Origin of the sequence: Roseburia lenta, from assembly GCF_014287435.1 — a bacterium.
Classification (GTDB): domain Bacteria; phylum Bacillota; class Clostridia; order Lachnospirales; family Lachnospiraceae; genus Pararoseburia; species Pararoseburia lenta.
The window spans coordinates 241,332-266,170 of the sequence record NZ_JACOPG010000001.1; the positions used below are offsets into that span (position 1 = coordinate 241,332).

The following is a 24,839-nucleotide window of genomic DNA, read 5'->3' on the forward strand; positions in this document are numbered from 1 at the left end:
TGAAATTCAAGAAAATTCTTAGTCTTCATAGCCGTTTGGATTGTTCTTCTGCCATCTCCAGGAGTCTGCACACATTTCCTTGATACCATACTTTGCAGTCCATCCAAGTTCTTCCTTTGCCTTGGTCGCATCGGAATAACAGGTTGCGATATCGCCGGCTCTTCTCGGCTTGATCACATAAGGGATCTTGACGCCGGTCGCCTCCTCAAAGTTCTTTACAATATCCAGAACGCTATAGCCGACACCCGTACCCAGATTGTAGATACAAAGTCCGGCATTCTCCTCGATCTTCTTTAATGCCTTGACATGACCGATCGCAAGATCGACTACATGGATGTAGTCTCTGACACCGGTACCATCCGGTGTATCATAGTCGTTACCAAAAACGCCAAGTTCTTTCAACTTACCAACTGCCACCTGTGTGATATATGGCATGAGGTTGTTCGGGATACCGTTTGGATTTTCACCCATGGTTCCGCTTGGATGCGCACCGATCGGATTAAAATAACGAAGTAAGATCACATTCCACTCCGGATCTGCCTTTTGCATATCGGTAAGGATCTGCTCCAACATAGACTTTGTCCATCCGTATGGGTTGGTACACTGTCCCTTTGGGCACTCCTCTGTGATCGGGATCTGTGCAGGATTGCCGTAAACTGTTGCAGATGATGAAAAGATGATGTTCTTTACGCCATGCTGTCTCATCACATCCACCAGTGTTAATGTTCCTGCGATATTGTTGTTATAATATTCCCAAGGCTTCTCAACAGATTCACCTACCGCCTTTAAGCCGGCAAAATGAATACATGAGTCGATCTGCTCCTTGTCCATGATCTCATTTAAGATGTCACGATCCAAGATGTCTCCCTTGTAGAAAGTAACCTCTTTGCCTGTGATCGCCTTAACACGATCCAATGACTTTTCACTGGCATTGGATAAGTTATCCAAAACAACCACGTCATATCCTGCCTGCAAAAGTTCTACACAAGTATGACTTCCAATGTAGCCTGCACCACCGGTAACTAAAATTGCCATCTGTCATTCCTCCTAATTAAAATATTCTTCACTCACCAAAGGGCATTATAGCATAAGTGCCTTTATAAAAAAACCTTTATTTGGTTAAAAAATTGACAAAAAAGGACTCCGAATACGTTCGGAGTCCTGCATTATCTTTAGGCAACCTTTGTCTTTGCCAATTCAACTAATTCAGCAAATGCTGCGGCGTCATTTACAGCCATCTCTGCTAACATCTTGCGGTTCATTTCAACACCTGCAAGTTTCAGTCCATACATGAACTTGCTGTATGAAAGACCATGGATTCTTGCTGCTGCGTTGATACGAGCGATCCAGAGCTGACGCATCTGTCTCTTTCTCTGCTTTCTACCAGCATAAGAACTTGTAAGTGCTCTCATTACTGACTGCTTTGCTACACGATACTGCTTAGATCTAGCACCTCTGTAGCCCTTTGCCATCTTTAATACTCTATTATGCTTCTTCTTAGCGTTCATTCCGCCTTTAATTCTTGCCATTTTGATATCCTCCTTAACCTATTTATTAGCAGTAAGGTAAAACCTTCTTCATATTCTTAACATTTGTAGCATCTGTCATTGCTGCTTTTCTAAGATTTCTCTTTCTCTTAGTTGTCTTCTTGGTTAAGATATGGCTCTTGTAAGCTTTATTTCTCTTTAACTTTCCTGTTCCTGTTGTAGAAAAACGCTTTGCAGCTGCTCTTTTTGTCTTAATTTTTGGCATGTTATTTTCCTCCTTAAATTATCTCTTTTCTGCCAACACCATGCTGATGCTTCTGCCTTCTTGCTTTGGTGCTTTCTCCACTACTGCCATATCTTCGACTTCCTTTGCAAAGTCATCTAAGATATGTTTACTCTGTGCGATATGCGCCATCTCACGACCACGGAAACGAAGTGTGATCTTTACCTTATTGCCCTTGGAAAGGAACTTCTTGGCTGCATTGACCTTTGTGTTCAGATCGTTGGTATCAATATTCGGTGACAGGCGGATCTCTTTGACTTCAACTGTCTTCTGCTTCTTCTTCGCTTCTTTTTCCTTGCGTGCAAGTTCGTAACGATACTTACCGTAATCAATGATCTTGCATACCGGTGGCTTAGCATTCGGGGCAATCTTGACAAGATCAAGTTCTGCTTCCTCTGCCAATTTCATTGCTTCTCTTGCTGACATAATGCCAAGCTGTTCTCCGTTTGAACCAATCAGACGAATTTCTCTGTCTCTGATCTGCTCGTTAATCATTAAATCGCTAATGGTCTTATACCTCCAGATTAAAATAAAAAAAGTGGATAGACAGACTATCCACAATCAAACTCACAACACTTCAAAAAGTCGGAATATAAACGCTGAGTCACCTCTGTGCTCAGGTGAGAGTGGATACTCTACTTTGTTTTCACAACATTGGTACTTTATCACAGATTCTATGGGGCGTCAATACTTTTTTCGGATTTTTCTGCTAAATTCGCACAAAAGGAAAACGACAGAAATCCTGCCGTCTTCCCCCTTGTCCTTAGACCTTGCCTGTCTCTTGTTTTAATTCATCACAGGCGACTCTGAATATGTTTCCGAATTCACCAGAAGACTCCCTTCTTCTAGTATGCCATATCAGTCGTCCTTGTCCGGAATCTTCGGAACCGGAATACTCGACTACCGCCGATACCTTAAAATACTCATCTAAACCGATTGCTTTGATCCCCTCCTCGGTGCATATTTTAAGTGGTTCCTAAGTATCCTCTTCAATACTTGTATATACCATACCATGCTTTTGTACCTTGTGCAAGGCAAAAGCACTATATATTGTGTTTTTCGGACAATTTTGTACAATTTAAATCTAACAATAAAATCTTAGGCTTCATGTTCTTCTTCATCAAAGGCCCAGATCGGTATAAAGCGTCTGCCTTTCCAAACTGTGGTCTCCTCCTTCGCTCCTTCCATTGCCTCACGACAGAATGTCATCTGGGCGCCGATCGCCTGTTTGCCGCGTCGGCTCATCTTTGCATAAGTGCCATCCGAAAGCATGGCATATGCCTTTAAATTATCGCGCAGGAGAACATCTAAGATATGCTTGATCCGATCCTTGATCACATCATCTTCCACCGGGAATACGATCTCCACACGCCGATCCAGATTTCTAGGCATCCAGTCCGCACTTCCCATATATATATCTTCCTGTCCATTATTATAGAAATAAAAGATACGGCTATGTTCCAAAAAAGTCCCCACGATCGAGGTCACATGGATATGTTCGCTTACGCCCGGTATCCCGGTACGAAGGCAGCAGATTCCGCGGATCACCAGGTAGATCTCTACACCGACAGAGGATGCCTCGTATAATTTTTCAATGATCTGCCGGTCGCACAAGGAATTCATCTTGGCAACGATATATGCCTCTTTTCCTTCCTTGGCATGAGCGATCTCCCGATCGATCAGGGCGATAAAGCGGTCACGCAGCCAGATCGGTGCCACGACCAGTTTATTCCATCTTGCCGGCTCCGAATAACCGGATAACATGTTAAAGACAGCCGTTGCGTCTTCTCCATAATTTTCATTGCAGGTAAAGATACCGCAATCTGTGTAAAGTTTGGCGGTCGAGTCATTGTAATTGCCGGTACCAAGATGCACATAACGTGTGATGGCATCCTCTTCCCTGCGGACGACCAGTGCGATCTTACAATGGGTCTTTAAGCCCACCAGTCCATAGATAACATGACAGCCCGCCTTCTCTAACTTTTGTGCCCAGACAATATTGTTTTCCTCGTCAAAACGTGCCTTTAATTCTACCAAGACCGTGACCTGCTTTCCGTTTTCCGCCGCCTTGGCAAGCGCTGCGATGATCGGTGAATTGCCACTGACACGATACAGGGTCTGTTTGATGGCAAGTACATCCGGGTCAACTGCTGCCTGCTTGATAAAATCAACGACCGGATCAAAGGTCTCATAGGGATGGGTCAGGAAAATATCTCCTTTTTTGATCTCATCAAAAATGCTCTCTCCAGGAAGGATTCTTGGATTTTTCTGCGGTACAAAAAGTTTCTCCCGCAGATCATCACAGCCGGACAGCCCATACATCTTCATCAAGAAGGTAAGATCCAAAGGTCCTGCGATCTCATAGACATCCTTACCGCTAACAGCCAGTTGTTCTTTTAAGACCTGCAAAAGGCGTTTATCCGCCTTATGTTCGATCTCCAGACGGATCACCTCACCCCACTGCCTTTTGACAAGCTGCTTCTGGATCTCTTTTAAAAGATCGCTCGCCTCATCCTCATCAAAGGACAGATCGGCATTTCGCATGATACGATAAGGATAGGCACACACAAGGTCATAGTTCAAAAAGAGTTGTGCCATATTCTTTTCTATGATCTGTTCCAAGAGTGTAAAAGTATAACGGTCGTCCTCGCCCGGGATCGGCACCAGTCGTGGCAGAACAGACGGCACCTGCACGGTAGCAAATTCCAGTTCCTGCTTACTTCCCTGCTGTAATTTTGAATTTGGATGCTTGGACTTGATGAGTGCCGCAATATTTAAGGACTTGTTGCGCACCAGAGGAAAAGGTCGGGAAGCATCTACCGCCATAGGGGTCAGCACCGGATAGACATGCTCCATAAAGTATTTATCTACATAGGTTGCCTGCTTTTCGTTGAGTTCCTCATAAGCGCCTATGATCCGAATGCCCTCCTTGCGCAGAATCGGCATTAGGGAACGATTGTAGGTGTTGTACTGCTTTTCAACAAGCGCATGGACTTCCTTTCCTATTGCACACAACTGTTCCGTTGGATCCATGCCGGCAATATCTTTTTTGGTATAGCCTGCATGCTCCATGTCCTTTAAGGAAGCAACACGTACCATAAAGAACTCATCCAGATTGGAAGATGTGATGCTGACAAATTTCAGGCGATCCAGAATCGGTATCTCCTTATCCTTTGCCTCGTTTAGTACACGGTGCTCAAATTTGATCCAACTCAATTCTCGGTTATCATAATATTTTGGATTTTTGAATTCTTCTGCCTTGCTCATTTTTTGATCCCCCTCTATTCAAACACGCGCAATTCCCGCAAGATCGGACGGATGGAAAATACACTTTCAAAGAAGTCTGCCTTTTCTTCAAACATGCCTTTTTCCAATGCGATGGAATCCGTCGCCTCAATGGTGATGTGCAAACGATTGCCCCGCACCGCCATCTTGATGTTCTTGAACTTCTGCCTGTGGCTGCGGTCGAGCGCATTAGCCACTTTTAAGATAGCAAGCAGTTTGACGATCGTCATATACTCATCCACGCTAAAACGATCCGCCATGCTGTCATAAGATTCCAGACTTTTACGGTTCAAAGATACGACCGTAGCAACCATCTCACGTTCCTTGTGGGATAGACCCAGGATCTCCGATGACATGATAATGATATAGGAACAATCGGACGCATCCGAGATACTGATGTATTTTCCACAGTCATGCAAGATCGCGACCAGACGCATCAATAATCTTTGCCTTTTATCCAGCCCGTGAAACTTCTTTGTCGCATCAAAGATCTGGGTCGAGATCTTATCCAGTGCCTTTAAGTGCGGCTGGTAACTGCCGTAGCGCTTGGCGATCGACCATGCCGCAGAGATGATATCCTGGTCAAAGTCATGTTCTACCTGCAGATAATGTTTTGGTGCAAAATAGTGATATGCCATACCGTCATTGACAGATACGCCCGGCACATAGACATATTTTGCCGGCAGTTTTTCTGCAATGGCATGATGCAGCATCAAAAAGGGTTCGATCAGTTCCTCATGATCGTTTAAGACATCAAATTCCCGGATGATGCTCTGCAAGGTCTTATCCCGCATATTCTCCAGAAGTTCCATGTAATGCTCCATCCTGATCGGTTCCCTGGTCGCATCATCTACGGCGCGTTCCATCAAAGTCGATACATGGTCGCCTAAGATGATCAAATATTTTAACTTGACATCCTGCATATGCATGGTGACAAAGGCATCCAGTTCCTTATACATCATCTGAGCGATCTGCTCTTTATGGTTGGTCATATAGGATAAACGTTTCATATTCTCGCTCATGATGACCGTTCCCAAACCGATATGCTGTGTCGTTCTGACCTTTCCATGATAAAAGAGGGTGATCTGTAAACTGGCACCGCCGATATCCACGATTGCTGCACTCTCCGATACCATGGCATCAAAATTATCCTGGGATGCCACCGCGCGATAACTCATAAACCTATGCTCGGAATTGCTGAGCGCCAGCACCTTCATACCGGTGCGCAGTTTGATCTGTTCCATGGCAAAGAGGCGGTTGCCTGCCGCCGTAAAGGTAGAGCCGGCATAGATCTGATAGTCCTCCGTCAGCCGATACAGGGCAAGGGTGCGTTTCATATCTTCCAGCACATTGCAGATCCTATCTACAGTCTCCTTTTTCAACTGACCGCTGGCATAGATATCCTGTGCCGTATCGATCGGCGTACGCAGGCAATCCAGTTCCTTCAAGCGTTTCTTTTGTGTGATCTGAAATACTTTTAGAATAATCTCATAAGATCCAATATAGATCGATGCATATAACTTCATAATATCCCCCTTTACATAATCTCCACCTTAACATATCCATGTAAAATCCCCATAAAATTTTTGAAAAATCTAATTTTCCTTTGCAAAAGACTGGTAATTCCCCAAAATGCGGAAAGAAGATGTCTCCTCCTTTAAGCCTCGCAGAGCATTGACGACCGCTTCCTGTCTCAGATTCCCCTCAAAATCGATAAAGAATTGGTAGCCCCAGGAGCCGCCCTTGCTCGGACGGGATTCGATACGGGTCAGGTTGATCCCATTAAAGATAAAATGTGACATGATGCGATACAAGGCACCAGCCTCATCATCCGGGAGTGCAAAGCACAGGCTGACCTTATCCGCAGATTGCAGATAGGTCTTATCCTTTGCCACAATGATAAAGCGTGTCTCATTTTCTTTATTATCCTGAATGGCTTGGTCTAAAACATCCAGATCATAAATACCGGCATTATGTATGCCTGCAATGGCAGCCTGGTTTTTCAGACCGTCCTCTTTGACCTTCTGGGCTGCAAGGGCTGTATTCTTCAATGCCTTGCGCTCCATTTTTGCATGGTCATCCAGATAGTCCGCACACTGCATCAGGGCTTGTGGATGGGAATATACCACGGTAATATCCTCGATCTTTGCCCCCTTGACACCTAAGAGTGCATGGTCGATCTTAATGATCTGCTCGCCCACGATCGTCACGTCATATTCCATCAAAAGATCATAATTTTCCGCCACAATACCGGCGGATGAGTTTTCGATCGGCAGGACCGCATAATCCACGCATCCGCTCTGGATCGCCTCCATAGCATCCCGCCAGGTCGCTACTGCCTCACCCGGACATTCCTTGCCAAAGAACTGTTGCATTGCCATCTGGGCATAAGCCCCTTCGACTCCCTGATAAACGATCCGCTTATCCTTGGCATCCAGAGCATCGATCGCCCGAAATCCCAACGGCTCGATCTGTCCTGCTTCCGCTAACATCTGGTATTGCTTTTTGCGGCTGGTCGACATGATCTGTTCAAAAAGTTCGACCACGCCCTGCTTTAAAAATTCATCCGGCACCAGCCCCGCCAAGGTCTTTAATTTGTCATCCTCGCGTGCCTTGTCATAGACATTTTTATGGTTGGCGATCTTGTATTCTGCCACTTCCGCAGCAAGTCCCATTCTCTGTTCATACAACGATACGATCTGACGGTCAATCGCGTCAATATCACATCGGATCTCACTTAAATCTTTCATGTAATTCCTCTCATAATCATCTCTTTTTATAAATAGGAAAATCCGTGGAATTTCCCAAACTGCTTCATCCTACGCCGTAAAGTCGAAGAAGGATAACTGGTTGGATTCCGGCAGATCCGAAATAATATCCAGATCGGATAAAAGTTCAATGATCGATTTACTTACCTTGCCACGCTCCCGCAGGTCATCCTTGGATAAGAACTTGCCGCCACTGGCTGCAATGGCAAGCGACTCTGCCGCCTTGTCTCCCATGCCGTCGATCGAGTTGAAAGGCGGTAATAATTTACCGTCGACGATCTGGAAATATCTGGCATCTGACTTATACAGATCCAGTGGTAAAAATTCAAAACCTCGCGCATACATTTCCTGTACGATACGCATATCACGGAGAGTTCCTTCTTCTTTTGCCGACAACTTGTCTTTTTTCTTGTATTCTGCAATATAAAATTCCAGTTTATCCTTACCCTGACACATGAGTTCATAACTGAAGGATGTCGCGCGGATACTAAAGAATGCCGCGTAGTAAGCCAGGGGATAAAAGACCTTACAATAGGCGATACGCCATGCCATCATAACGTATGCCGCCGCATGTGCCTTCGGGAACATATATTTGATCTTTTCACAGGACCAGGTGTACCATTCCGGCACGCCATGATCCAGCATATCCTGTTTCCACTCCGGCCACTGCTTGCATTTGCCCTTGGCAATGATACCCTTTCTGGTCTTTTCCATGATATCAAAGGCTTCCGCACTATCCAGTCCCATATGGATCAAATAGGTCATGATATCATCACGCGTACAGATACAGGTAGAAATCGTAGCCGTACCATTTTCGATCAAAGTCTGGGCATTACCCAGCCATACGTCCGTACCATGGGACAAGCCGGAAATACGGATCAGATCCGTAAACTCCTGCGGCTTTGCATCCCGGAGCATCCCCATGGCAAAATCGGTACCAAACTCAGGGATACCCAGCGTTCCCATCGGACAGCCGTTCAACTCCTCCGGTGTGACCCCAAGGGCTGAGGTATTTTTAAAGAGTGACATGACCGTCTTATCATCCAGCGGAATCTCCTGCGCATGCAGTCCGGTCAGATCTTCCAACATACGGATCATAGTCGGATCATCGTGTCCCAGAATATCCAGCTTCAAAAGGTTGGCATCGATGGAGTGATAATCAAAGTGGGTCGTAATGATGTCGGATGTCATATCGTTTGCCGGGTGCTGGACCGGTGTAAAGGAAAAAATGTCCTCTCCTACCGGAAGTACGATGATACCGCCCGGATGCTGTCCGGTCGTTCTTCGCACGCCCACACAACCCTGTACGATACGGTCGATCTCACAATTTCTCTTGTGTATGCCACGTTCTTCATAATAATTCTTGATGTAGCCAAAAGCGGTCTTATCAGCAAGCGTACCGATCGTACCCGCCTTAAAGGTCTGGCCTTCCCCAAAGATAACCTCGGTGTATTTATGCGCCTTTGACTGATAATCCCCGGAGAAGTTCAGATCGATATCCGGCTCCTTATTTCCCTTGAATCCCAGGAAAGTTTCAAACGGAATATCAAATCCCTCTTTTTTCAGATCCTTGCCACAGACCGGACACTTGCGGTCCGGCATATCACAACCTGCACGCCCGGAATAAGCCTTGACCTCTTCGGAATCAAAATCAACAAAATGACAATATTCACATAGATAATGCGGACTGAGCGGATTTACCTCGGTAATACCTGCCATGGTGGCGACAAAGGAAGATCCTACCGATCCACGGGAACCTACCAGATAGCCGTCCTCATTGGACTTCCACACCAGTTTCTGTGCGATGATATACATCACGGCATAACCATTGCCGATGATGGATTTGAGTTCTCTTTCCAGTCTCTCTTCTACGACAGGCGGCAGATCATCGCCATAGAGCGCATGCGCCCTATCATAGCAGATCTTTCTCAGCATGCCGTCTGAGTTTTCAATGACCGGTGGACATTTGTCCGGTCGCACCGGCGAGATCGGCTCACACATATCGGCGATCCGGTTGGTGTTGGTGATAACGACTTCCTCCGCCTTGGCAGAACCAAGATAGGAAAACTCCTCCAACATCTCCTCGGTAGTACGCAGATACAAAGGTGCCTGATCGTCGGCATCCGAAAAGCCCTTGCCCGCCATAATGATACGGCGATATACTTCATCCTGCGGATCCAGAAAATGCACATCACAGGTCGCAACAACCGGCTTTTTAAAGATTTCTCCTAAGGAGACAATCCTGCGGTTGATATTGCGCAGGTCTTCTTCGCTCTTGATCAGTCCGTCATCCTTACGGAGCATAAAGGCATTGTTTCCGAGCGGCTGGATCTCCAGATAATCGTAAAAATTCACGATACGCGTGATCTCTTCTTCCGGTCGGCTGTTTAGGATGGCGCGGTATAATTCTCCCGCCTCACATGCCGAGCCGATGATCAGACCCTCCCGATATTTCTGCAACTGGCTCTTTGGGATCTTTGGTCTTCTGTAATAATACTGTAAGTGTGACATGGAGATCAAACGATAGAGATTGATACGTCCAATGTCATTTTTTGCTAAGACGATACAGTGGTAAGACGGCATCTTGCGGATGGTCTCATCAGATGCCATACCGTCCTTGTTGACATCATCCAGTGTCTCAAAGCCACGGTCTTTTAACATTTCCAAGAACTTGACGTAGATCTCTGCGGTACAGCCCGCATCATCTACTGCCCTATGATGGTGTTCCAAAGATACACCCACTGCCTTTGCCACATTGTCCAGTTTGAACTTGCTGAGTGACGGAAGCAGATAACGCGCCAGAGCCACCGTATCCACATAGGTAAAGTCACAGGGCAGTCCCAGTCGTTCGCAATTTGCCTTGATAAAACTCATATCAAAGTCTGCATTATGGGCAACCATGATAGCACCCTTGCAAAAATCCATAAAACGTGGCAGGATCTTTGTAATATCCTCCGCATCAATGACATCCTCATCACGGATGCTGGTCAGTTCGGTAATACGGAAAGGAATTGGTTCTTTCGGATTGACAAACTCGGAAAAACGTTCCGTGATCTGCCCGCCAACGACCTTGACCGCTCCGATCTCTATGATGTTATTATTTTTTGCATGAAATCCTGTCGTCTCCAAGTCAAAGACCACATAGGTATCATCCAGACTCTGGTTCTTGGAATCCGTCACAATACCCTTGGTATCATCCACCAGATAGATCTCACAGCCATAGATCACCTTGAAGTCCGTATCCAGATCATGCACGGTATGGTCTGCATCCGGGAAAGCCTGTACGGCTCCATGGTCGGTAATTGCGATCGCCTGATGTCCCCAACCGGCTGCCCGCTTGATGATATCCTTGACATCCGATACCCCATCCATATCACTCATCTTGGTATGGCAGTGTAACTCTACACGCTTATCCGGGGCATGATCATGACGGGAAGTCGTAAAGTCCGGGATACGCATAATGCCAAAGACCGAACTCATGGTAAGGTCATGGTCAAATTTATCGATCATCGGTGCGCCTTTTAACTTGATAAAAGCACCGTTCTTGATTCCCTGACAGACTTCGTCCACCTGATCATTTGACACAAAGATCTTGCTGACGATCGTATCCGTAAAGTCCGTGATGGCAAACATTAAAATCGTACGCTCATTGCGGATCTCTCGACTTTCAAAACTGATGATCTGTCCGCGGATGGTTACCTCGCCGATCTCACCGGAAATCTCCTGAATTGGAATCGGTTCATCATCAAATTCACGTCCATAAATAACATCCGGATTGTTGGATTTTTTCGCTGCAAAGCCACCGCGTCTGCCACCGCCTTTGCCAAAGGACTTCTTTTCGTTTCCGACATCTTTGCCGGCAGGCTTGGCTGGCTTCTCGCTGCCGGTATCCTGCTCGCCCTCCTCTGCATTCAGCAGTTCCTTCTGCTGCTGGCGCATGCGGTTTTGTCTTGTAATCTCCGCGATCTGGTTGTCGATCAGTATCTGTGAATTTTCACGATACTTGCTTGCAACCGGTTCTTTATAGGAAAAATCAATGATGAGTTTCTGCCCGCAGCGCTGACAAAAGATCTTATCTAAGATATCGTGCAGTTCCTGCTCATAGCCATGTGCGATGACCGTATCTTCCAGAGTGACCAGAAGATGATCCTCTGAAAAGGTAAAATCCGCTTTTTTGAATACGCCAAATAAAAGGGCACTATAGGCATTGATCTCCTCTAAAATACTGTCCTTATAAATATCGTATAATTTTTCCGGCGTATATAATGCAGATAATGAAAAAGACTCTATGATATGTATCGTTACATTTTCTTTTGCAAAGCACTGTTTCTTGATCGCATCTTCCATCTTCCAGATACGGCGCTTGGGAACAAGGGAATCACAATGAAGGTAAATACGAATGGCACTTCTGTCCCGGTTCGTACTTACCTTCTGAATCATTGCTCCCTGCATGATCTGCATTAAGTCATTATCTAATTGTAAGGATGGAAAAACTTCCTGAAAACTTTTATCCAATCTGCTTCACTCCAACTAAGGGGCTACTCGCCCCAATGATCTAATTCGTATTTTAATGCCGGGAGTAATTCTTCTTCCGGCATTTTCTTGACTACCTGACCATGTTTGATCAAAAGACCTTCGCCAATGCCACCCGCAACACCAAGGTCTGCCTCTTTTGCCTCGCCCGGTCCGTTGACCACACAGCCCATGACGGCAACCTTGATATCCAAAGGATAACCTGCCACAAGATTTTCTACGCGGTTCGCCAGTCCGATCAGATCGATCTGTGTACGTCCACAAGTCGGACAGGATACGACCTCAATGCCGCCCTTGCGCAGCCCCAGAGTGCGCAGGATCAACTTGGCAGACTTGATCTCCTCGATCGGATCTCCGGTCAGAGAAACGCGGATGGTATCGCCAATGCCCTGGTGTAAGATCAGTCCCAGACCGATCGATGACTTGATGTTGCCACTGGTCAGTGTCCCCGATTCCGTGATACCGACATGGAGCGGATAATCCGTCTGGCTGGAGATCAGTTCATGTGCCTTGACACACATGAGAACATCAGATGATTTGATGCTGATGACCAGATTATCATAGCCCAGATCCTCGATGATATGCACCTTATCCAGTGCGCTCTCCACAATGCCTTCCGCCGTAACGCCGTGGTATTTTTCTACCAGTTCTTTTTCCAGGGAACCACTGTTTACCCCAACACGAATCGGGATGTTGCGCTCTTTTGCCACATCCACGACTGCCTTGATACGATCCAGTGACCCTATGTTGCCTGGATTGATACGGATCTTGTCCGCACCATGCTCCATGGCTGCGATCGCAAGACGATAGTCAAAATGAATGTCTGCAACGACCGGGATCTCCACCTGCTTTTTTATTTCTTCCAAAGCACATGCCGCTTCCATAGTCGGAACAGCACAACGGATAATATCACAGCCCGCCTGTGTCAACTGCCGGATCTGTGCGACTGTTGCATCGACATCTTCTGTTTTTGTATTGGTCATAGACTGGATCAGGATCGGATTGCCTCCACCGATCACACGATCTCCAATATGGATCTCTTTTGTTATCTTTCGCTCCATAGCAAAAACCTCCTAGACGAACAATTTCTGAATATCGTTAAACATGACGACGACCATCAATACCATAAGCAGCATAAAGCCGACTAGATGGATCCTTCCCTCGATCTCCTCATTCATCTGCCTGCCCCGGATAGCCTCGATCAAAAAGAAGAGAAGCCGTCCGCCATCCAGTGCCGGGATCGGGAGAAGGTTCATCACGCCCAGATTGGCGGATAAGAGGATGGCAATATTGATCATATTCATGGCAACATAAAAAGCACCGGAAGATACGGACTCGTCATAGGTATCGCCGATCGTCTTGACGATCCCAACCGGACCGGACATATCATTTACAGATAACTGCCCTGTCACCAGCATTTTCAGACTTTCAAAAGTCGCATAGATCTGGTATTTCATCTCGTAAAATCCATAGGCAAGTGTCGTCGGTATGTTGCCCTTGATCCTGGTGTAGTCCCCCTGTAAGCCCAAGAGGTATCTGCCCGCTTCCTCGTTATACTGCGGAGTTACCTGAACACTATATTCCTTACCGTCTCTTTCATAAGTCACATCCATGGTCTTTCCCGGATGAAAAAAGGAATAAACACTGATCTCCTGATAGAAATGAACACGGTAACCGTCCAGCGCAAGAATGGTATCTCCAGCCGCAAGTCCCTCTTCTTCTGCGGATGAGCCTTCCATGACACCGGCAAGTTTCGGCACATCATAGCCGATAGCCCCGATCAAAATAACAGACAGAACATATGCCAGAATAAAGTTAAAGAAAGGTCCTGCCGCTACGATCGCCGCCCTCTGCCAAAGGGGCTTATGGTTAAAAGCACGGTCATCCTGACTGTCCTCGTCCTCACCCTCCATCATACAGGCTCCGCCAAAAGGCAGAAGTTTTAAGGAGTATGTTGTCTCTCCCTTGGTAAAATGAAGGAGTGTCGGTCCAAGTCCCAGACAGAATTCATTGACCTTGACATCGCATTTCTTGGCAACCAGAAAATGCCCCAATTCATGAAATATTATGATAAAACTAAAAATGATAATTGCAAGAATAATACTCAATTTACCACCGACTCTCTATATATTCATAGGTTGCTGCTTCTGTATCTAAGATCTCCTCCAAGGTCGGATCTTCCTTGTAGTAAATTTCTTCCATGCTGGCTGCAATGATCTCCGGTATCTCGATAAAGGAGATCTTGCCGTCCAGGAACTTGGCTACCGCACGCTCATTTGCCGCATTAAAGACAGTCGGCACATTGCCGCCGGCATCTAATGCATCATATGCAAGGGACAGACCATAAAATGTCTCGCGATCCGGTCTTTCAAAAGTCAGACTGCCTACCTTGAAAAGATCCAGTTCCTCTGCATAAAGCATACGACGATTTGGATAAAATAATGCATAAAGAATTGGAAGTCGCATATCCGGTGTTCCCATCTGTCCGATCACAGCACCATCTTCATACATGACTGCGGAATGTAAAATACTCTGCGGATGTACGACGACCTCGATCTGGGAAGGCTTTACACCAAAGAGCCACTTTGCCTCCATGACCTCCAGTCCCTTGTTGACCATGGTTGCAGAATCAATGGTGATCTTCTTTCCCATGCTCCAATTCGGGTGCTTTAGGGCATCTTCTAATGTCACATGTTCCAATTCCTCGTATGTCTTTCCACGGAAAGGCCCGCCGGATGCTGTCAGTAAGATCTTTTTGATCTTATTGTGTGCATTGCCCTGCAAAGACTGGAAAATGGCACTGTGTTCACTGTCGACCGGCAAAATAGATACTCCGCATTTTTTTGCCAAAGGCATAATAATATGACCAGCCGTTACCAGGGTCTCTTTATTGGCAAGTGCAATATCCTTTCCTGCCTCGATCGCCGCGATCGTCGGACGGATGCCAAGCATGCCAACGATAGCCGTCACTAAGATCTCGGATGCCGGATGAGTCGCTACTGCCAAAAGTCCGTCCATGCCGGATACAACAGAGATCTCTGTGTCCTTTAAATTTTCTTTTAATTCTTTGGCACACGCCTGGTCCCAGACCGCAACCAAAGTCGGCCGATACTTTCTCGCCTGCTTTTCAAGTAAAGTAATATTGCTGCCAGCCGCAAGGGCTACCACCTGTAAGTCTTCTTTATTTTGATCTACAATATCCAGTGTCTGAGTTCCGATCGAACCCGTGGAACCAAGAATTGCAATATTTTTCATCTTATCTTCTCCTACAAAACTCTTGATGCTAAAAAGAATATGATCGGTGCGGTAATGATCACGCTGTCAAAACGATCCAAAATACCGCCATGTCCCGGGATCAGTTTTCCATAGTCCTTGATATCGTAATTACGTTTGATCGCAGAAGCCGCCAGATCTCCCACCATAGAGATCAACGCTCCAATGGCAGAAACGCCTGCCAAGAGCCAGACTTCTGTCATCGTAATGCCGAGTTGGCTGCGGAAGATCGATACATAAAGTGCAGTTAAAAGTGCGGCTCCAACCACACCGCCCACGGCACCTTCTACAGATTTCTTCGGGCTTAAGACCGGTGACATCTTGTGTTTTCCGAAAAGCATACCCACACAGTAAGCACAGGTATCACTTCCCCAGGAACAGAGAAAGATCAGCCATACCAGATACTCTCCACCGTCCAACATTCTGGTCTGGTAAATAAAGGAAAGCATCATTGCCACATAAAACAGGGCGAAAAAACAAGCCATGATCTGATCTGCCTTATATTTGGGGTAAGAGAACACATAGACCGCCAAAAGCAGGATCAAAAACAGCATAGGCAAGATCATAGGATCCGTAAAAAAGCCAAAATATAAATTCAGATAAAAAGCAATGGCTGCCAGATAGCCAACGACTGCCGCCAATGACTTTTCCATTTGAAATACACGGTATAACTCAAACATACCAATGAGGGAAATGATCCCCATAACAGAAAGCAGGACATTGCCCCCTGTGATAATTACTACCAGGGCGATCGCAACCAATACGATACCACTGATCAATCTAGTCTTAAACATTGTAAAACCTCTTAAACCTTTCCATATCTTCGATCTCTATTTTCATATGCTTCCACAGCTTTTCTTAATTCCTCTCCATGGAAATCCGGCCATGCGACCGGAGTAAAATAGAATTCTGCATACGCTAACTGCCACAATAAGTAATTGGATAAGCGCTGCTCTCCACTGGTGCGGATCATCAGATCCGGGTCCGGCAGGTCCGCGGTATCCAGATATTTGCTGACAGTATCCTCACTAATGGCATCAGCATCTAATTTATGTTCTTCTACATCCTGATACATCCGCTTGATGCCACGGACGATCTCATCCCGGCTACCGTAATTGATAGCGATGGTCAGGTTGAGTCCGGTATAGGATGCGGATTCTTTTTCCAAAAGGCAGATCTTTTCCTGCATGGATGGATCGAGTCTTGAAATATCCCCGATCACGCGGATACGCATATTATTCTTCTTTGCTGTCTTTAAACAGTTCTTCAAATACTGGTTCAGCAGATTCATCAGGGCTGTAACCTCTTCCTTGGAGCGGTTCCAGTTCTCTGTCGAAAACGCATAGAGAGTCAGGTACTCGATTCCCATATTGTATGCTTCCTCGCAGACAACCTCTACATTTTTTGCTCCTGCGGTGTGTCCTGCCGTCCTCGGCAGACCTTTCGCCTTTGCCCATCTGCCATTTCCATCTAAAATAATGGCAACATGTCTTGGAACACTCATATTGTCTCCTTTCTGCTTGTAAAAAAAGGACACTTACGCAAGTGTCCCCTTTTCGTCAAAAGACTATACCGTTAAGATCTCCTGTGTCTTAGCCTCAATGGCCTTGTCCACTTCAGCAATATACTTGTCTGTAAGCTTTTGTGCCTGATTTTCCAATTCTTTTACTTCATCTTCAGACACATCTGCTTCCTTGCCATATTTCTTAAAGGAATCATTTGCATCTCTACGGATATTGCGGATAGCAACCTTGGCATTTTCGCCATGCTTCTTGACATCCTTTGCCAATTCCTTACGACGTTCCTCTGTCAGTTCCGGGAATACCAGACGGATGACCTTACCATCGTTGGTCGGGTTCAGTCCAAGATCTGCAACTAAGATCGCCTTCTCAATATCCTTTAACAAAGAAGACTCCCAAGGCTGGATCTGGATCATACGTGCTTCCGGCACACTGATATTTGCCACCTGCTGTAATGGTGTTGGTGCACCGTAATAGTCAACTACGACCTTGTCTAAAACATGAGGATTGGCTCTACCAGCACGAATGGTGGTGTACTCCTCAAGCAGATTGTTGTAAGACTTTTGCATCTTATCTTCAAATACTTTTAATTTTTCGTCCATCATTATCCTCCATTATACGGTCACTTTTGTGCCGTTAAAGTCGCCTGAGATTGCTTTTACAATACTATTTTCGTCCTGTAATGCAAAAACATACATTGGCATTTTATTTTCCATACACATGATAGAAGCCGTCAGATCTACCACTGCAAGTTTCTGGTCGATCACATCCTGAATCGGCAGGACATCATAACGCTTGGCATTTGGATTGGTCTTTGGATCACTGTCATACACACCATCCACTGCCTTTGCAAGCAGGATCACATCTGCCTCGATCTCGATCGCACGCAAAACGGTCGCTGTATCTGTAGAGAAATACGGATGTCCCGTACCACCTGCAAAAAATGCTACCTTTCCTGCTTTGAAGCATGCATTGGCTGCATCCTTAGAAAACAAGGTTGTAAAAGCACCACAGGTAAATGGTGTCAGTACCTCGGTATCCATCCCAACATAACGGAAGATCTCAGATACATAGATACAGTTCATGATCGTTGCAAGCATACCGATCTGGTCTGCCTTGGTACGGTCGATCGTCTCTGAAGTACGTCCACGCCAGAAATTACCGCCACCGATCACGATACCGACTTCTGTACCGGCATCTACCAACTGCTTGACCTGCTTGGCCACCTGAATACAGGTTGCCTCATCAAATCCAGTCTTCTTCTCACCTGCTAAGGCTTCGCCACTTAATTTTAATAAAACTCTCTTCATCGTTCTACCTTCTTATCTCTTATGCAAACAAGCCTTCTACATCAACATCTGCATAGCACTGTGAACAGAAACCTTCGATAACAGCACCATTGTTGATCTGAACAGAACGTGACTTGATATTACCCATAACAACTGCGGAAGTATCTACAACAACCGGTCCCTGCACATCGATATCACCCTTTACGGCTCCGGCGATAACGGCTGATGTTGCTGTGATATTGCCAATGATAACAGAACCAACACCGATCTTGGCTGTACCGGATGTATTGACCTCTCCCTCGATCTTGGCTGCATCTGCAAAGAACTCAGAAGATGTGCTGTTTCCATGAACGACACCGGTAACAACCAACTTGCCGTTGCAGGTAATGTTGCCTTCGATGCCACCCTTGACATCTACAGAACCGGTAGACTCGATATCACCCTTGATGGTCATGCCTGCGGTGATCACTGCTGTCTCATCATCAACAGGTGTGCTCGGTGCTACGACCGGATTTGGTGTCACATTGACTGCTGGTGCCACCTCGCGAACTGGCTCATTTACTACTTCTCTTGTTTCCATTGTCACTGTATCCTCCACTGTGTTTTCTTGTTTTGCTGTAGCCGGTGCCGCCTCTTCCGGTGTGCCGTCTACTCTCTTTGTAACCTGCTCCAATAAACCGTCCAGTTTTGACAATTCGGATTGCACATCGATCTCTTCATCCAATGTATCTGTTGCAGTGTCTTCTGTATCTAATTCCTCTGCTCCAGGGACAAGATCGTTGACTGCCTCTGAAAAGTCATCCTTAAAATCCTTGAAAAATCCCATTTTCATTCCTCCGTATATTATTGTTGGATACTGACATGTTGTATGACCGTTGTATCCTCATCAATCGGTAAAAGCATGGCTCCGGATTGCTGTAATGCCTCAATCATTGCCGGTAAAGCCTGTACCGTTGTTGTCTTTGCTGTTGCATCATGTAATAAAACAACCGACGTTTTGTATTTTACCACATCCGACATGACATTTTCAACTAATTCATCTGCAGTAAATGCATGTGATGTTGCATCACCGCTGGAAACATTCCAGTCGAAATAAGTAATCCCCTGATCATTCAGATAAGAAATAAATTCTGACATATCGGTATTGCTGACTTTATTGCTGCTGCCACCCGGAAATCTGTAATATCTGCACTCCACTCCAGTCGTGTCATAGATCAGATTCTGTATGCGCTCAAAGTCATTTTGAAAGGCCTCCTTGGATGCATAAATATCACTGTATTTGTGTGAATAAGAATGCATAGCGATCGTATGTCCCTCGTCTACGATACGCTTGTAGGCTGCCTTTGATGCCTCGTCTTCTTTGCCTGTCACAAAAAAGGTTGCCTTGACGTTATAGTCATCCAGAACATCCAAAATTGCATTGGTATTATCACTTGGTCCGTCATCAAAGGTCAGATAGACCTTATGCAGATCTTCTGCAGTCGCCAAATTTTCTTTGTCTGATGTATTCTGGGTCAGTTTTATATCTGCCGTATCCGATGCACTCTGGTTGACCTTGGCTGATACTGCCGTGGACGAATCGTAGTCCCCGGTCAGGATGTTGATCTGCTTTTGCAGTGATACAACCTTGGCGCAAAGAATACAGGTGATCACGATCGAAAGGATCATCCAGACAGAGATCACGGTAATGATCCCTATTCTGATATGTTGCACACGCTTTCTGCGATTCCTTTGCTCTTTCAGGACTTTATGTTCCTGTTCGCTCATATTAGTTTTCTCCGTCTTCTTTTTCTTCCAGTTTGAACCTGCTAACTACGCCAGTCAGTTCTCTTGCGATGACATCCTCTTTCTCTGCCATCTCAGAAACATTGTCCACATGATCTGCCACAACTACAACCTTTTCCGTCATATTGCCGCTGACCTCTGTGGTATCCTGCGTCGCTTCTGCTATGCTCTGTACTGCGGCAGTGACCTCCTGCATGATCTGCTTGATATTGTCTGACATATTGGAGATATTTTCTGCCGTACGTTCGATGGATGCTGCATCCTCGCCGTATTGCTTTGCCACCTCTACAAAATTGCTGTAATCCGGTGTAACATCATTTACCACAAAGCCCAGCATATTTTGTGCATCATTGGTCAGGGAATCAAAGGCATTCTGTACCTGTGAGATCGTATTCTGGATCTGTCCGACAGCCTCTGCCGTGCTGGTTGCCAAAGATCCGATCTCTGATGCAACGACGGCAAATCCCTTACCTGCCTCTCCGGCGCGGGCTGCTTCAATAGATGCATTTAAGGATAAGAGGTTGATCTGCTCTGCAATTTCAGAAATGACATTTGCCATTTCCTCGATACTGCTGACAACCTTTGCATTCTCAATACTCTCAGCCAGACGTTCTTCAAATTGCTTTGCCAATGTGCTTGCTGACTCAAAGGACTTGCGGCTGGTCTCGCCGACCTCTTTGGCACGTCCACGGATCTCCTGTGCCATTGCCGTACTGTTCTGCGTCTCTTCGGTCAAAAGATTGACATTAGAAAGCACTTCTTCGGTAGAAGCATTGACTTCCTCTGTCGCAGCACTGGTCGTCATCATCGCATTGTTGACTTCTTCTATATTCTTCTTGATCTCTGCAAAGTTCTCGGATAATTCAGTCGTAGCACTACGCAATTTCGTACTTGCTTCGTCAATATCTGTCGCATGCTCCGCAATATTGCTGATTACGTCTTTGTTGCTGTCATACATGGCATTCAAAGAGCCGCCCATGACGCCAAGTTCATCCTGGGTCTTTACCTGTATCGGATCCACGGTAAAGTCACCTTCTGCCAAAGATCCCGCAAAGGCTTTGACACGGTTCAGTCCCTTGGAAATGGAATTAACACTGAAAATAATAACCAGGGCTACCACGATCAGGGCAACAATACAGATACCAAACAGTTTTGCCAAAAGTTGCATGATCGGCTGGGTCAGTTCAGAGTTCGGCATAGTGATAATCAGTATCCATCCTGTAGCATCCACACGGGAATAATACAGATTGATCTGTCCGTCACTGCCTTTATAACTTGTCTCTCCACTATCACCGGCTAAGATCTTTTCTGCTGCCTTTGCCAGTGCCGGCGCATCCTTGTCCTCTGTGATCACAACGCTATTCTGAATCTTGTCACCCGCTGCACCGCCGATATAGACACCCTCTGCGGTAAGGAGCATGCCCCTGCCTGCATCGCCTACTTTTATATTGTCAACCAATGTCGTGATCGCATCCAACTGGATATCTACGGTCACACAGCCGATAAACTGATCATTGACTAAGATCGGCATCGCACAGGTCGACATAATACTATCAGAAGTTTCATCATAATAAGGATCGGTAAATACCGGTTCGGTAGACGCCTTGGCAAGTTCGTAATATTCCTGGGCGAAATAATTGTATTCCGCATTGCTGTAATCATAGGTCGTCGCCAACTGGTCGCCATCCTTATATACATAAGGTCCCATATACTCAGCATCTGCCTGATAAGCATAAGGCTCAAACCAGAGTCCACTGCCGGATACCATATCATTGTCCTGGATCAGTTCTCCTAACATCTTCTCATAGGTATCCATCGATGTCGTCTGGTAGGTAGTCGCTACCACACGAGAGATCGACTGTGCCATAGAAGAAACTGTGTGCAGATCTTCGCCCATGACGCCGCTCTGCGCAGACAACTCCTCCTGCATCCTGCTGTCGATCTGGTCGTTTATGATATCACGACTGGAAAAACCGATGACGGCTGTCAAAAGAAGCATTGCCAGAATCACAACCGGCAAAATAACAACTAACATTTTTGTCCCGATCTTCTTAAACTTCATAGAGACTTCCTCCGTAAAAATATATAATATTTCACGTTTATTCTATCATAATTTTCCAGGATGTATATACTGATTCTGCATAATTTCTACATTTTTCGTCTATTTTCGACAATTAAAAAAATATCAGTCGCATCTCATTTGAGAACTGACCGATATTTTTTGATCTTTTAAAGAAAAAGCACCACGATTGGAATGGTAATGATGGAAAAAAGTGTCGTCATCAAAACGCCCTTGCTGCATATGTCCTCTTCTTCTGTCTTTCCGCCATATTCCCGGACGATCATGGCAATAATACTGCCCGACGGCATGGCAAGCATAAGGATAAAGATAACAAAGAGCATGGTATCCCTCTTGAGTGGGCGCAGCAGAATGGCACAAAGAATTGGGATGACCAAAAGTTTGATAGCACTAAAAATATAAAGTTTTACATGCCCGAAGATCTCTTTCCAAGGCATCTGCGCAATGGATATGCCAATGATGATCATGGAAAACGGAATCACGGCATTGCCGACATAATCAAAGAAGGTCACGGCTCCCTGCGGGATGTTTGGATGGAATACAAAAATCAGTATGGCAAAAACAGCAGAGACCGTCCCCGGATTGATCATCTCTTTGACTGCATTTTTCCGCTCCTCTTTTGGCAGACTTCTCTGGGCAAAGGCGATCCCCAGCGTATAGATTAAAATATTATAGATCAGGATATAAAAGGTAATATAGATCACACAGCCATTTCCAAAAATGGAACGTAACACCGGAATGCCCATAAATCCTACATTAGAAAAGATCAGCATCAACTGGTAACGATTTTCCATCTTCCCCACCCGCAAGACTTTAGCGATTGGAAAAGAAAGTCCGATCAAAAGCACAAAATAAAGGAAGATATAGAAAAGATTTTCCAGCAAGAGGTCTTTTTTTGCCACGACTGTCTTATCTAAGACGCCATTGATCAAGAGTGCAGGATTTAGGATGTTGACCAGTAACTTTGACAAACGGTCGGACGTATCCTGCGTCACCCAGTGCACCTTATATGCATAAAATCCGATAAAGATCATGGCAAACAATGCCAGCATCTGTTGTAAAACTACAAAAAAATTCATCTTTTTTCCTACTTTTCTTTCGCCCATGCCCCGCTGTCATCGGAAATACCAAATTTTGCCGGGTCAAATACCGGGCGCTTTTTCTCTTTTTTTTGCACTTCGTAATCTTTTAAAATGGCAGAAGCCTGTTTGGATAACAATAAAATGGCAATGATATTTGCCCATGCCATCAGTCCATAACCGATATCTCCCAACGCCCACATGGCATCTGCGCTGACCAGACAGCCCATAAAGGATGCCAGCACAAAGATCATGCGGCATAAGGTGATGGCACGCTCGTTGCCCCCGGTCAGATAACGGATATTCGCCTCAGCCTGGTAACAATAGCCTGTCATGGAGGTAAAGACAAACAAAACGATAATAACCGCTAAAAGTTTACCGCTCCAGGAACCATAAGAAGACATCAGGGCGTGCTGGGTCCACTTGATTCCAGCCTCTATGCCTCCGGTCTGGTCTAAGAGCAGGTTTCCCGCGCCGTCCGTCACATCATAAGTACCGGTCAAAAGGATGATCAGTGCCGTAGATGTACCGACCAGAAGGGTATCTACATAGATGGAAAATGCCTGCACCAATCCCTGCTTTGCCGGGTGGGAACACTCTGCCGCTGCCGATACGATGGCGCCACAGCCCATACCCGCCTCATTGGAATAAATGCCGCGCTTGACGCCCCAGGCAATAGCTGATCCCAGGATACCGCCAAACAAAGGCTGTAAACCAAAGGCTGACTGAAAGATCATAGCAAAGGTTGCCGGAACCCTTGTGATATTCATGCCCAGAATGACAATGGCAAGCCCCATATAGATGGCGCACATCAGGGGTGCCAAAAGTTCTGCGATCCTTGCAATGCGCTTGATACTGCCAAAGACAACAATCGCAAGCACAATACAGCAGATGACACCGACAATGACTTTATCAACCGAAAAAGCCTCCTCAAAAACCGTTACCAAAGAGTTGATCTGGACTCCCGGCATCAAAACGCCCGGTCCCAAGAATGCGACCACGGCAAAAAGAATGGCATAAGGCTTGCATTTTAAGCCACGTTCTATGTAATATGCCGGACCGCCGACAAACTCACCACCGGCATGGCGCACTTTATATGCCTGCGCCAGCGTCGATTCCGTAAATGCAGATGCCGCGCCGATAATGGCAATGATCCACATCCAGAAGATCGCGCCCGGACCGCCATAAAAAATTGCCGATGCAACACCGGCAATATTTCCCATCCCTACTCTTGCTCCAACAGTGGTTGCAAATGCCTGAAAAGGCGTGATGCCATTTCCGTCTTCCTCGCCGTTTTTAAGGACACGGCCCATCTCTTTTAAAAGGCGCAGTTGTGGAAAACGCATGCGCAATGATAAAAAGAGCCCCACGCCCAGACACAGTGCCACCAAAAGCATACTCCAGATGGCATCATCCATCCGGGTAACGATTGCAGAAAATCTATCCATCTTTTCTTA

Annotated in this window: 20 protein-coding genes; all 20 read right to left on the bottom strand. The window is 45.9% G+C overall.

Annotated elements, in window-relative coordinates; all coding sequences use genetic code 11:
* Positions 1 to 18: 18 nt before the first annotated feature.
* The 20 genes from galE to H8R94_RS01320 all read right to left on the bottom strand — a co-directional run bounded on the left by galE (position 19) and on the right by H8R94_RS01320 (position 24,830).
* Positions 19 to 1,035 carry a UDP-glucose 4-epimerase GalE gene (galE, locus tag H8R94_RS01225; protein ID WP_118534747.1) on the bottom strand — a complete coding sequence of 339 codons (1,017 nt, stop codon included), beginning with the start codon at positions 1,033 to 1,035 and terminating at the stop codon, positions 19 to 21.
* A 137-nt stretch (positions 1,036 to 1,172) separates the two neighbouring features.
* Positions 1,173 to 1,529, bottom strand: a complete 357-nt coding sequence (rplT, locus tag H8R94_RS01230) for a 50S ribosomal protein L20 (protein ID WP_118281118.1) — start codon at positions 1,527 to 1,529, stop codon at positions 1,173 to 1,175.
* Between the two features lie 25 nt (positions 1,530 to 1,554).
* Positions 1,555 to 1,752: a 50S ribosomal protein L35 gene (rpmI, locus tag H8R94_RS01235; protein ID WP_118281117.1), complete on the bottom strand. Its 198-nt coding sequence runs from the start codon at positions 1,750 to 1,752 to the stop codon at positions 1,555 to 1,557.
* 18 nt (positions 1,753 to 1,770) lie between these two features.
* Positions 1,771 to 2,265, bottom strand: a complete 495-nt coding sequence (infC, locus tag H8R94_RS01240; RefSeq protein WP_118281116.1) for a translation initiation factor IF-3 — start codon at positions 2,263 to 2,265, stop codon at positions 1,771 to 1,773.
* Between the two features lie 603 nt (positions 2,266 to 2,868).
* On the bottom strand, positions 2,869 to 5,037 hold the full coding sequence (locus tag H8R94_RS01245) for an RNA degradosome polyphosphate kinase (protein WP_118534745.1): 2,169 nt from the start codon (positions 5,035 to 5,037) through the stop codon (positions 2,869 to 2,871).
* A 14-nt stretch (positions 5,038 to 5,051) separates the two neighbouring features.
* The gene (locus H8R94_RS01250; protein ID WP_186853639.1) at positions 5,052 to 6,581 is read right to left on the bottom strand and encodes a Ppx/GppA phosphatase family protein; all 1,530 of its coding nucleotides are present in this window, start codon (positions 6,579 to 6,581) and stop codon (positions 5,052 to 5,054) included.
* A gap of 69 nt (positions 6,582 to 6,650) precedes the next feature.
* On the bottom strand, positions 6,651 to 7,805 hold the full coding sequence (pheA, locus tag H8R94_RS01255) for a prephenate dehydratase (protein ID WP_186853640.1): 1,155 nt from the start codon (positions 7,803 to 7,805) through the stop codon (positions 6,651 to 6,653).
* 69 nt (positions 7,806 to 7,874) lie between these two features.
* The gene (locus H8R94_RS01260) at positions 7,875 to 12,338 is read right to left on the bottom strand and encodes a PolC-type DNA polymerase III (protein ID WP_186853641.1); all 4,464 of its coding nucleotides are present in this window, start codon (positions 12,336 to 12,338) and stop codon (positions 7,875 to 7,877) included.
* 23 nt (positions 12,339 to 12,361) lie between these two features.
* Positions 12,362 to 13,417 carry a flavodoxin-dependent (E)-4-hydroxy-3-methylbut-2-enyl-diphosphate synthase gene (ispG, locus tag H8R94_RS01265; protein WP_178009595.1) on the bottom strand — a complete coding sequence of 352 codons (1,056 nt, stop codon included), beginning with the start codon at positions 13,415 to 13,417 and terminating at the stop codon, positions 12,362 to 12,364.
* A gap of 12 nt (positions 13,418 to 13,429) precedes the next feature.
* Positions 13,430 to 14,464 (bottom strand): RIP metalloprotease RseP, encoded by a 1,035-nt coding sequence (gene rseP, locus H8R94_RS01270; protein WP_118281110.1) that lies wholly within the window; start codon positions 14,462 to 14,464, stop codon positions 13,430 to 13,432.
* 1 nt (position 14,465) lies between these two features.
* Positions 14,466 to 15,611, bottom strand: a complete 1,146-nt coding sequence (gene dxr / locus H8R94_RS01275; protein ID WP_118534743.1) for a 1-deoxy-D-xylulose-5-phosphate reductoisomerase — start codon at positions 15,609 to 15,611, stop codon at positions 14,466 to 14,468.
* A gap of 11 nt (positions 15,612 to 15,622) precedes the next feature.
* Positions 15,623 to 16,423 (bottom strand): phosphatidate cytidylyltransferase, encoded by an 801-nt coding sequence (locus H8R94_RS01280; protein ID WP_118281108.1) that lies wholly within the window; start codon positions 16,421 to 16,423, stop codon positions 15,623 to 15,625.
* 11 nt (positions 16,424 to 16,434) lie between these two features.
* Positions 16,435 to 17,166, bottom strand: a complete 732-nt coding sequence (locus tag H8R94_RS01285; protein ID WP_256386587.1) for an isoprenyl transferase — start codon at positions 17,164 to 17,166, stop codon at positions 16,435 to 16,437.
* Between the two features lie 30 nt (positions 17,167 to 17,196).
* Entirely contained in the window at positions 17,197 to 17,751 is a 555-nt protein-coding gene (gene frr / locus H8R94_RS01290) for a ribosome recycling factor (protein ID WP_118534741.1), read from the bottom strand.
* Positions 17,752 to 17,763: 12 nt separating this feature from the next.
* On the bottom strand, positions 17,764 to 18,459 hold the full coding sequence (gene pyrH, locus H8R94_RS01295; protein ID WP_186853642.1) for a UMP kinase: 696 nt from the start codon (positions 18,457 to 18,459) through the stop codon (positions 17,764 to 17,766).
* Positions 18,460 to 18,478: 19 nt separating this feature from the next.
* A complete protein-coding gene (locus H8R94_RS01300) occupies positions 18,479 to 19,264 on the bottom strand; it encodes a polymer-forming cytoskeletal protein (protein ID WP_118281104.1) in 786 nt (261 codons plus the stop codon).
* A gap of 17 nt (positions 19,265 to 19,281) precedes the next feature.
* Positions 19,282 to 20,205: a polysaccharide deacetylase family protein gene (locus H8R94_RS01305; RefSeq protein WP_118534739.1), complete on the bottom strand. Its 924-nt coding sequence runs from the start codon at positions 20,203 to 20,205 to the stop codon at positions 19,282 to 19,284.
* Position 20,206: 1 nt separating this feature from the next.
* Positions 20,207 to 22,285, bottom strand: a complete 2,079-nt coding sequence (locus H8R94_RS01310; RefSeq protein ID WP_186853643.1) for a methyl-accepting chemotaxis protein — start codon at positions 22,283 to 22,285, stop codon at positions 20,207 to 20,209.
* 167 nt (positions 22,286 to 22,452) lie between these two features.
* Positions 22,453 to 23,382 carry an AEC family transporter gene (locus H8R94_RS01315; protein WP_186853644.1) on the bottom strand — a complete coding sequence of 310 codons (930 nt, stop codon included), beginning with the start codon at positions 23,380 to 23,382 and terminating at the stop codon, positions 22,453 to 22,455.
* 8 nt (positions 23,383 to 23,390) lie between these two features.
* Complete coding sequence (locus H8R94_RS01320; protein WP_186853645.1) at positions 23,391 to 24,830, bottom strand: alanine/glycine:cation symporter family protein; 1,440 nt, start codon at positions 24,828 to 24,830, stop codon at positions 23,391 to 23,393.
* Positions 24,831 to 24,839 lie beyond the last annotated feature (9 nt).

Excerpts from the sequence above, each read along its gene's own strand:
- rpmI (WP_118281117.1), bottom strand. The coding sequence starts at position 1,752 with ATGCCAAAAATTAAGACAAAAAGAGCAGCTGCAAAGCGTTTTTCTACA.
- H8R94_RS01280 (WP_118281108.1), bottom strand. The coding sequence starts at position 16,423 with ATGTTTAAGACTAGATTGATCAGTGGTATCGTATTGGTTGCGATCGCC.
- H8R94_RS01250 (WP_186853639.1), bottom strand. The coding sequence starts at position 6,581 with ATGAAGTTATATGCATCGATCTATATTGGATCTTATGAGATTATTCTA.
- frr (WP_118534741.1), bottom strand. The coding sequence starts at position 17,751 with ATGGACGAAAAATTAAAAGTATTTGAAGATAAGATGCAAAAGTCTTAC.
- ispG (WP_178009595.1), bottom strand. The coding sequence starts at position 13,417 with ATGGAGCGAAAGATAACAAAAGAGATCCATATTGGAGATCGTGTGATC.
- H8R94_RS01300 (WP_118281104.1), bottom strand. The coding sequence starts at position 19,264 with ATGGGATTTTTCAAGGATTTTAAGGATGACTTTTCAGAGGCAGTCAAC.
- infC (WP_118281116.1), bottom strand. The coding sequence starts at position 2,265 with ATGATTAACGAGCAGATCAGAGACAGAGAAATTCGTCTGATTGGTTCA.
- H8R94_RS01305 (WP_118534739.1), bottom strand. The coding sequence starts at position 20,205 with ATGAGCGAACAGGAACATAAAGTCCTGAAAGAGCAAAGGAATCGCAGA.
- galE (WP_118534747.1), bottom strand. The coding sequence starts at position 1,035 with ATGGCAATTTTAGTTACCGGTGGTGCAGGCTACATTGGAAGTCATACT.
- pheA (WP_186853640.1), bottom strand. The coding sequence starts at position 7,805 with ATGAAAGATTTAAGTGAGATCCGATGTGATATTGACGCGATTGACCGT.
- H8R94_RS01315 (WP_186853644.1), bottom strand. The coding sequence starts at position 23,382 with ATGAATTTTTTTGTAGTTTTACAACAGATGCTGGCATTGTTTGCCATG.
- H8R94_RS01310 (WP_186853643.1), bottom strand. The coding sequence starts at position 22,285 with ATGAAGTTTAAGAAGATCGGGACAAAAATGTTAGTTGTTATTTTGCCG.
- rplT (WP_118281118.1), bottom strand. The coding sequence starts at position 1,529 with ATGGCAAGAATTAAAGGCGGAATGAACGCTAAGAAGAAGCATAATAGA.
- dxr (WP_118534743.1), bottom strand. The coding sequence starts at position 15,611 with ATGAAAAATATTGCAATTCTTGGTTCCACGGGTTCGATCGGAACTCAG.
- H8R94_RS01320 (WP_186853645.1), bottom strand. The coding sequence starts at position 24,830 with ATGGATAGATTTTCTGCAATCGTTACCCGGATGGATGATGCCATCTGG.
- H8R94_RS01245 (WP_118534745.1), bottom strand. The coding sequence starts at position 5,037 with ATGAGCAAGGCAGAAGAATTCAAAAATCCAAAATATTATGATAACCGA.
- pyrH (WP_186853642.1), bottom strand. The coding sequence starts at position 18,459 with ATGAAGAGAGTTTTATTAAAATTAAGTGGCGAAGCCTTAGCAGGTGAG.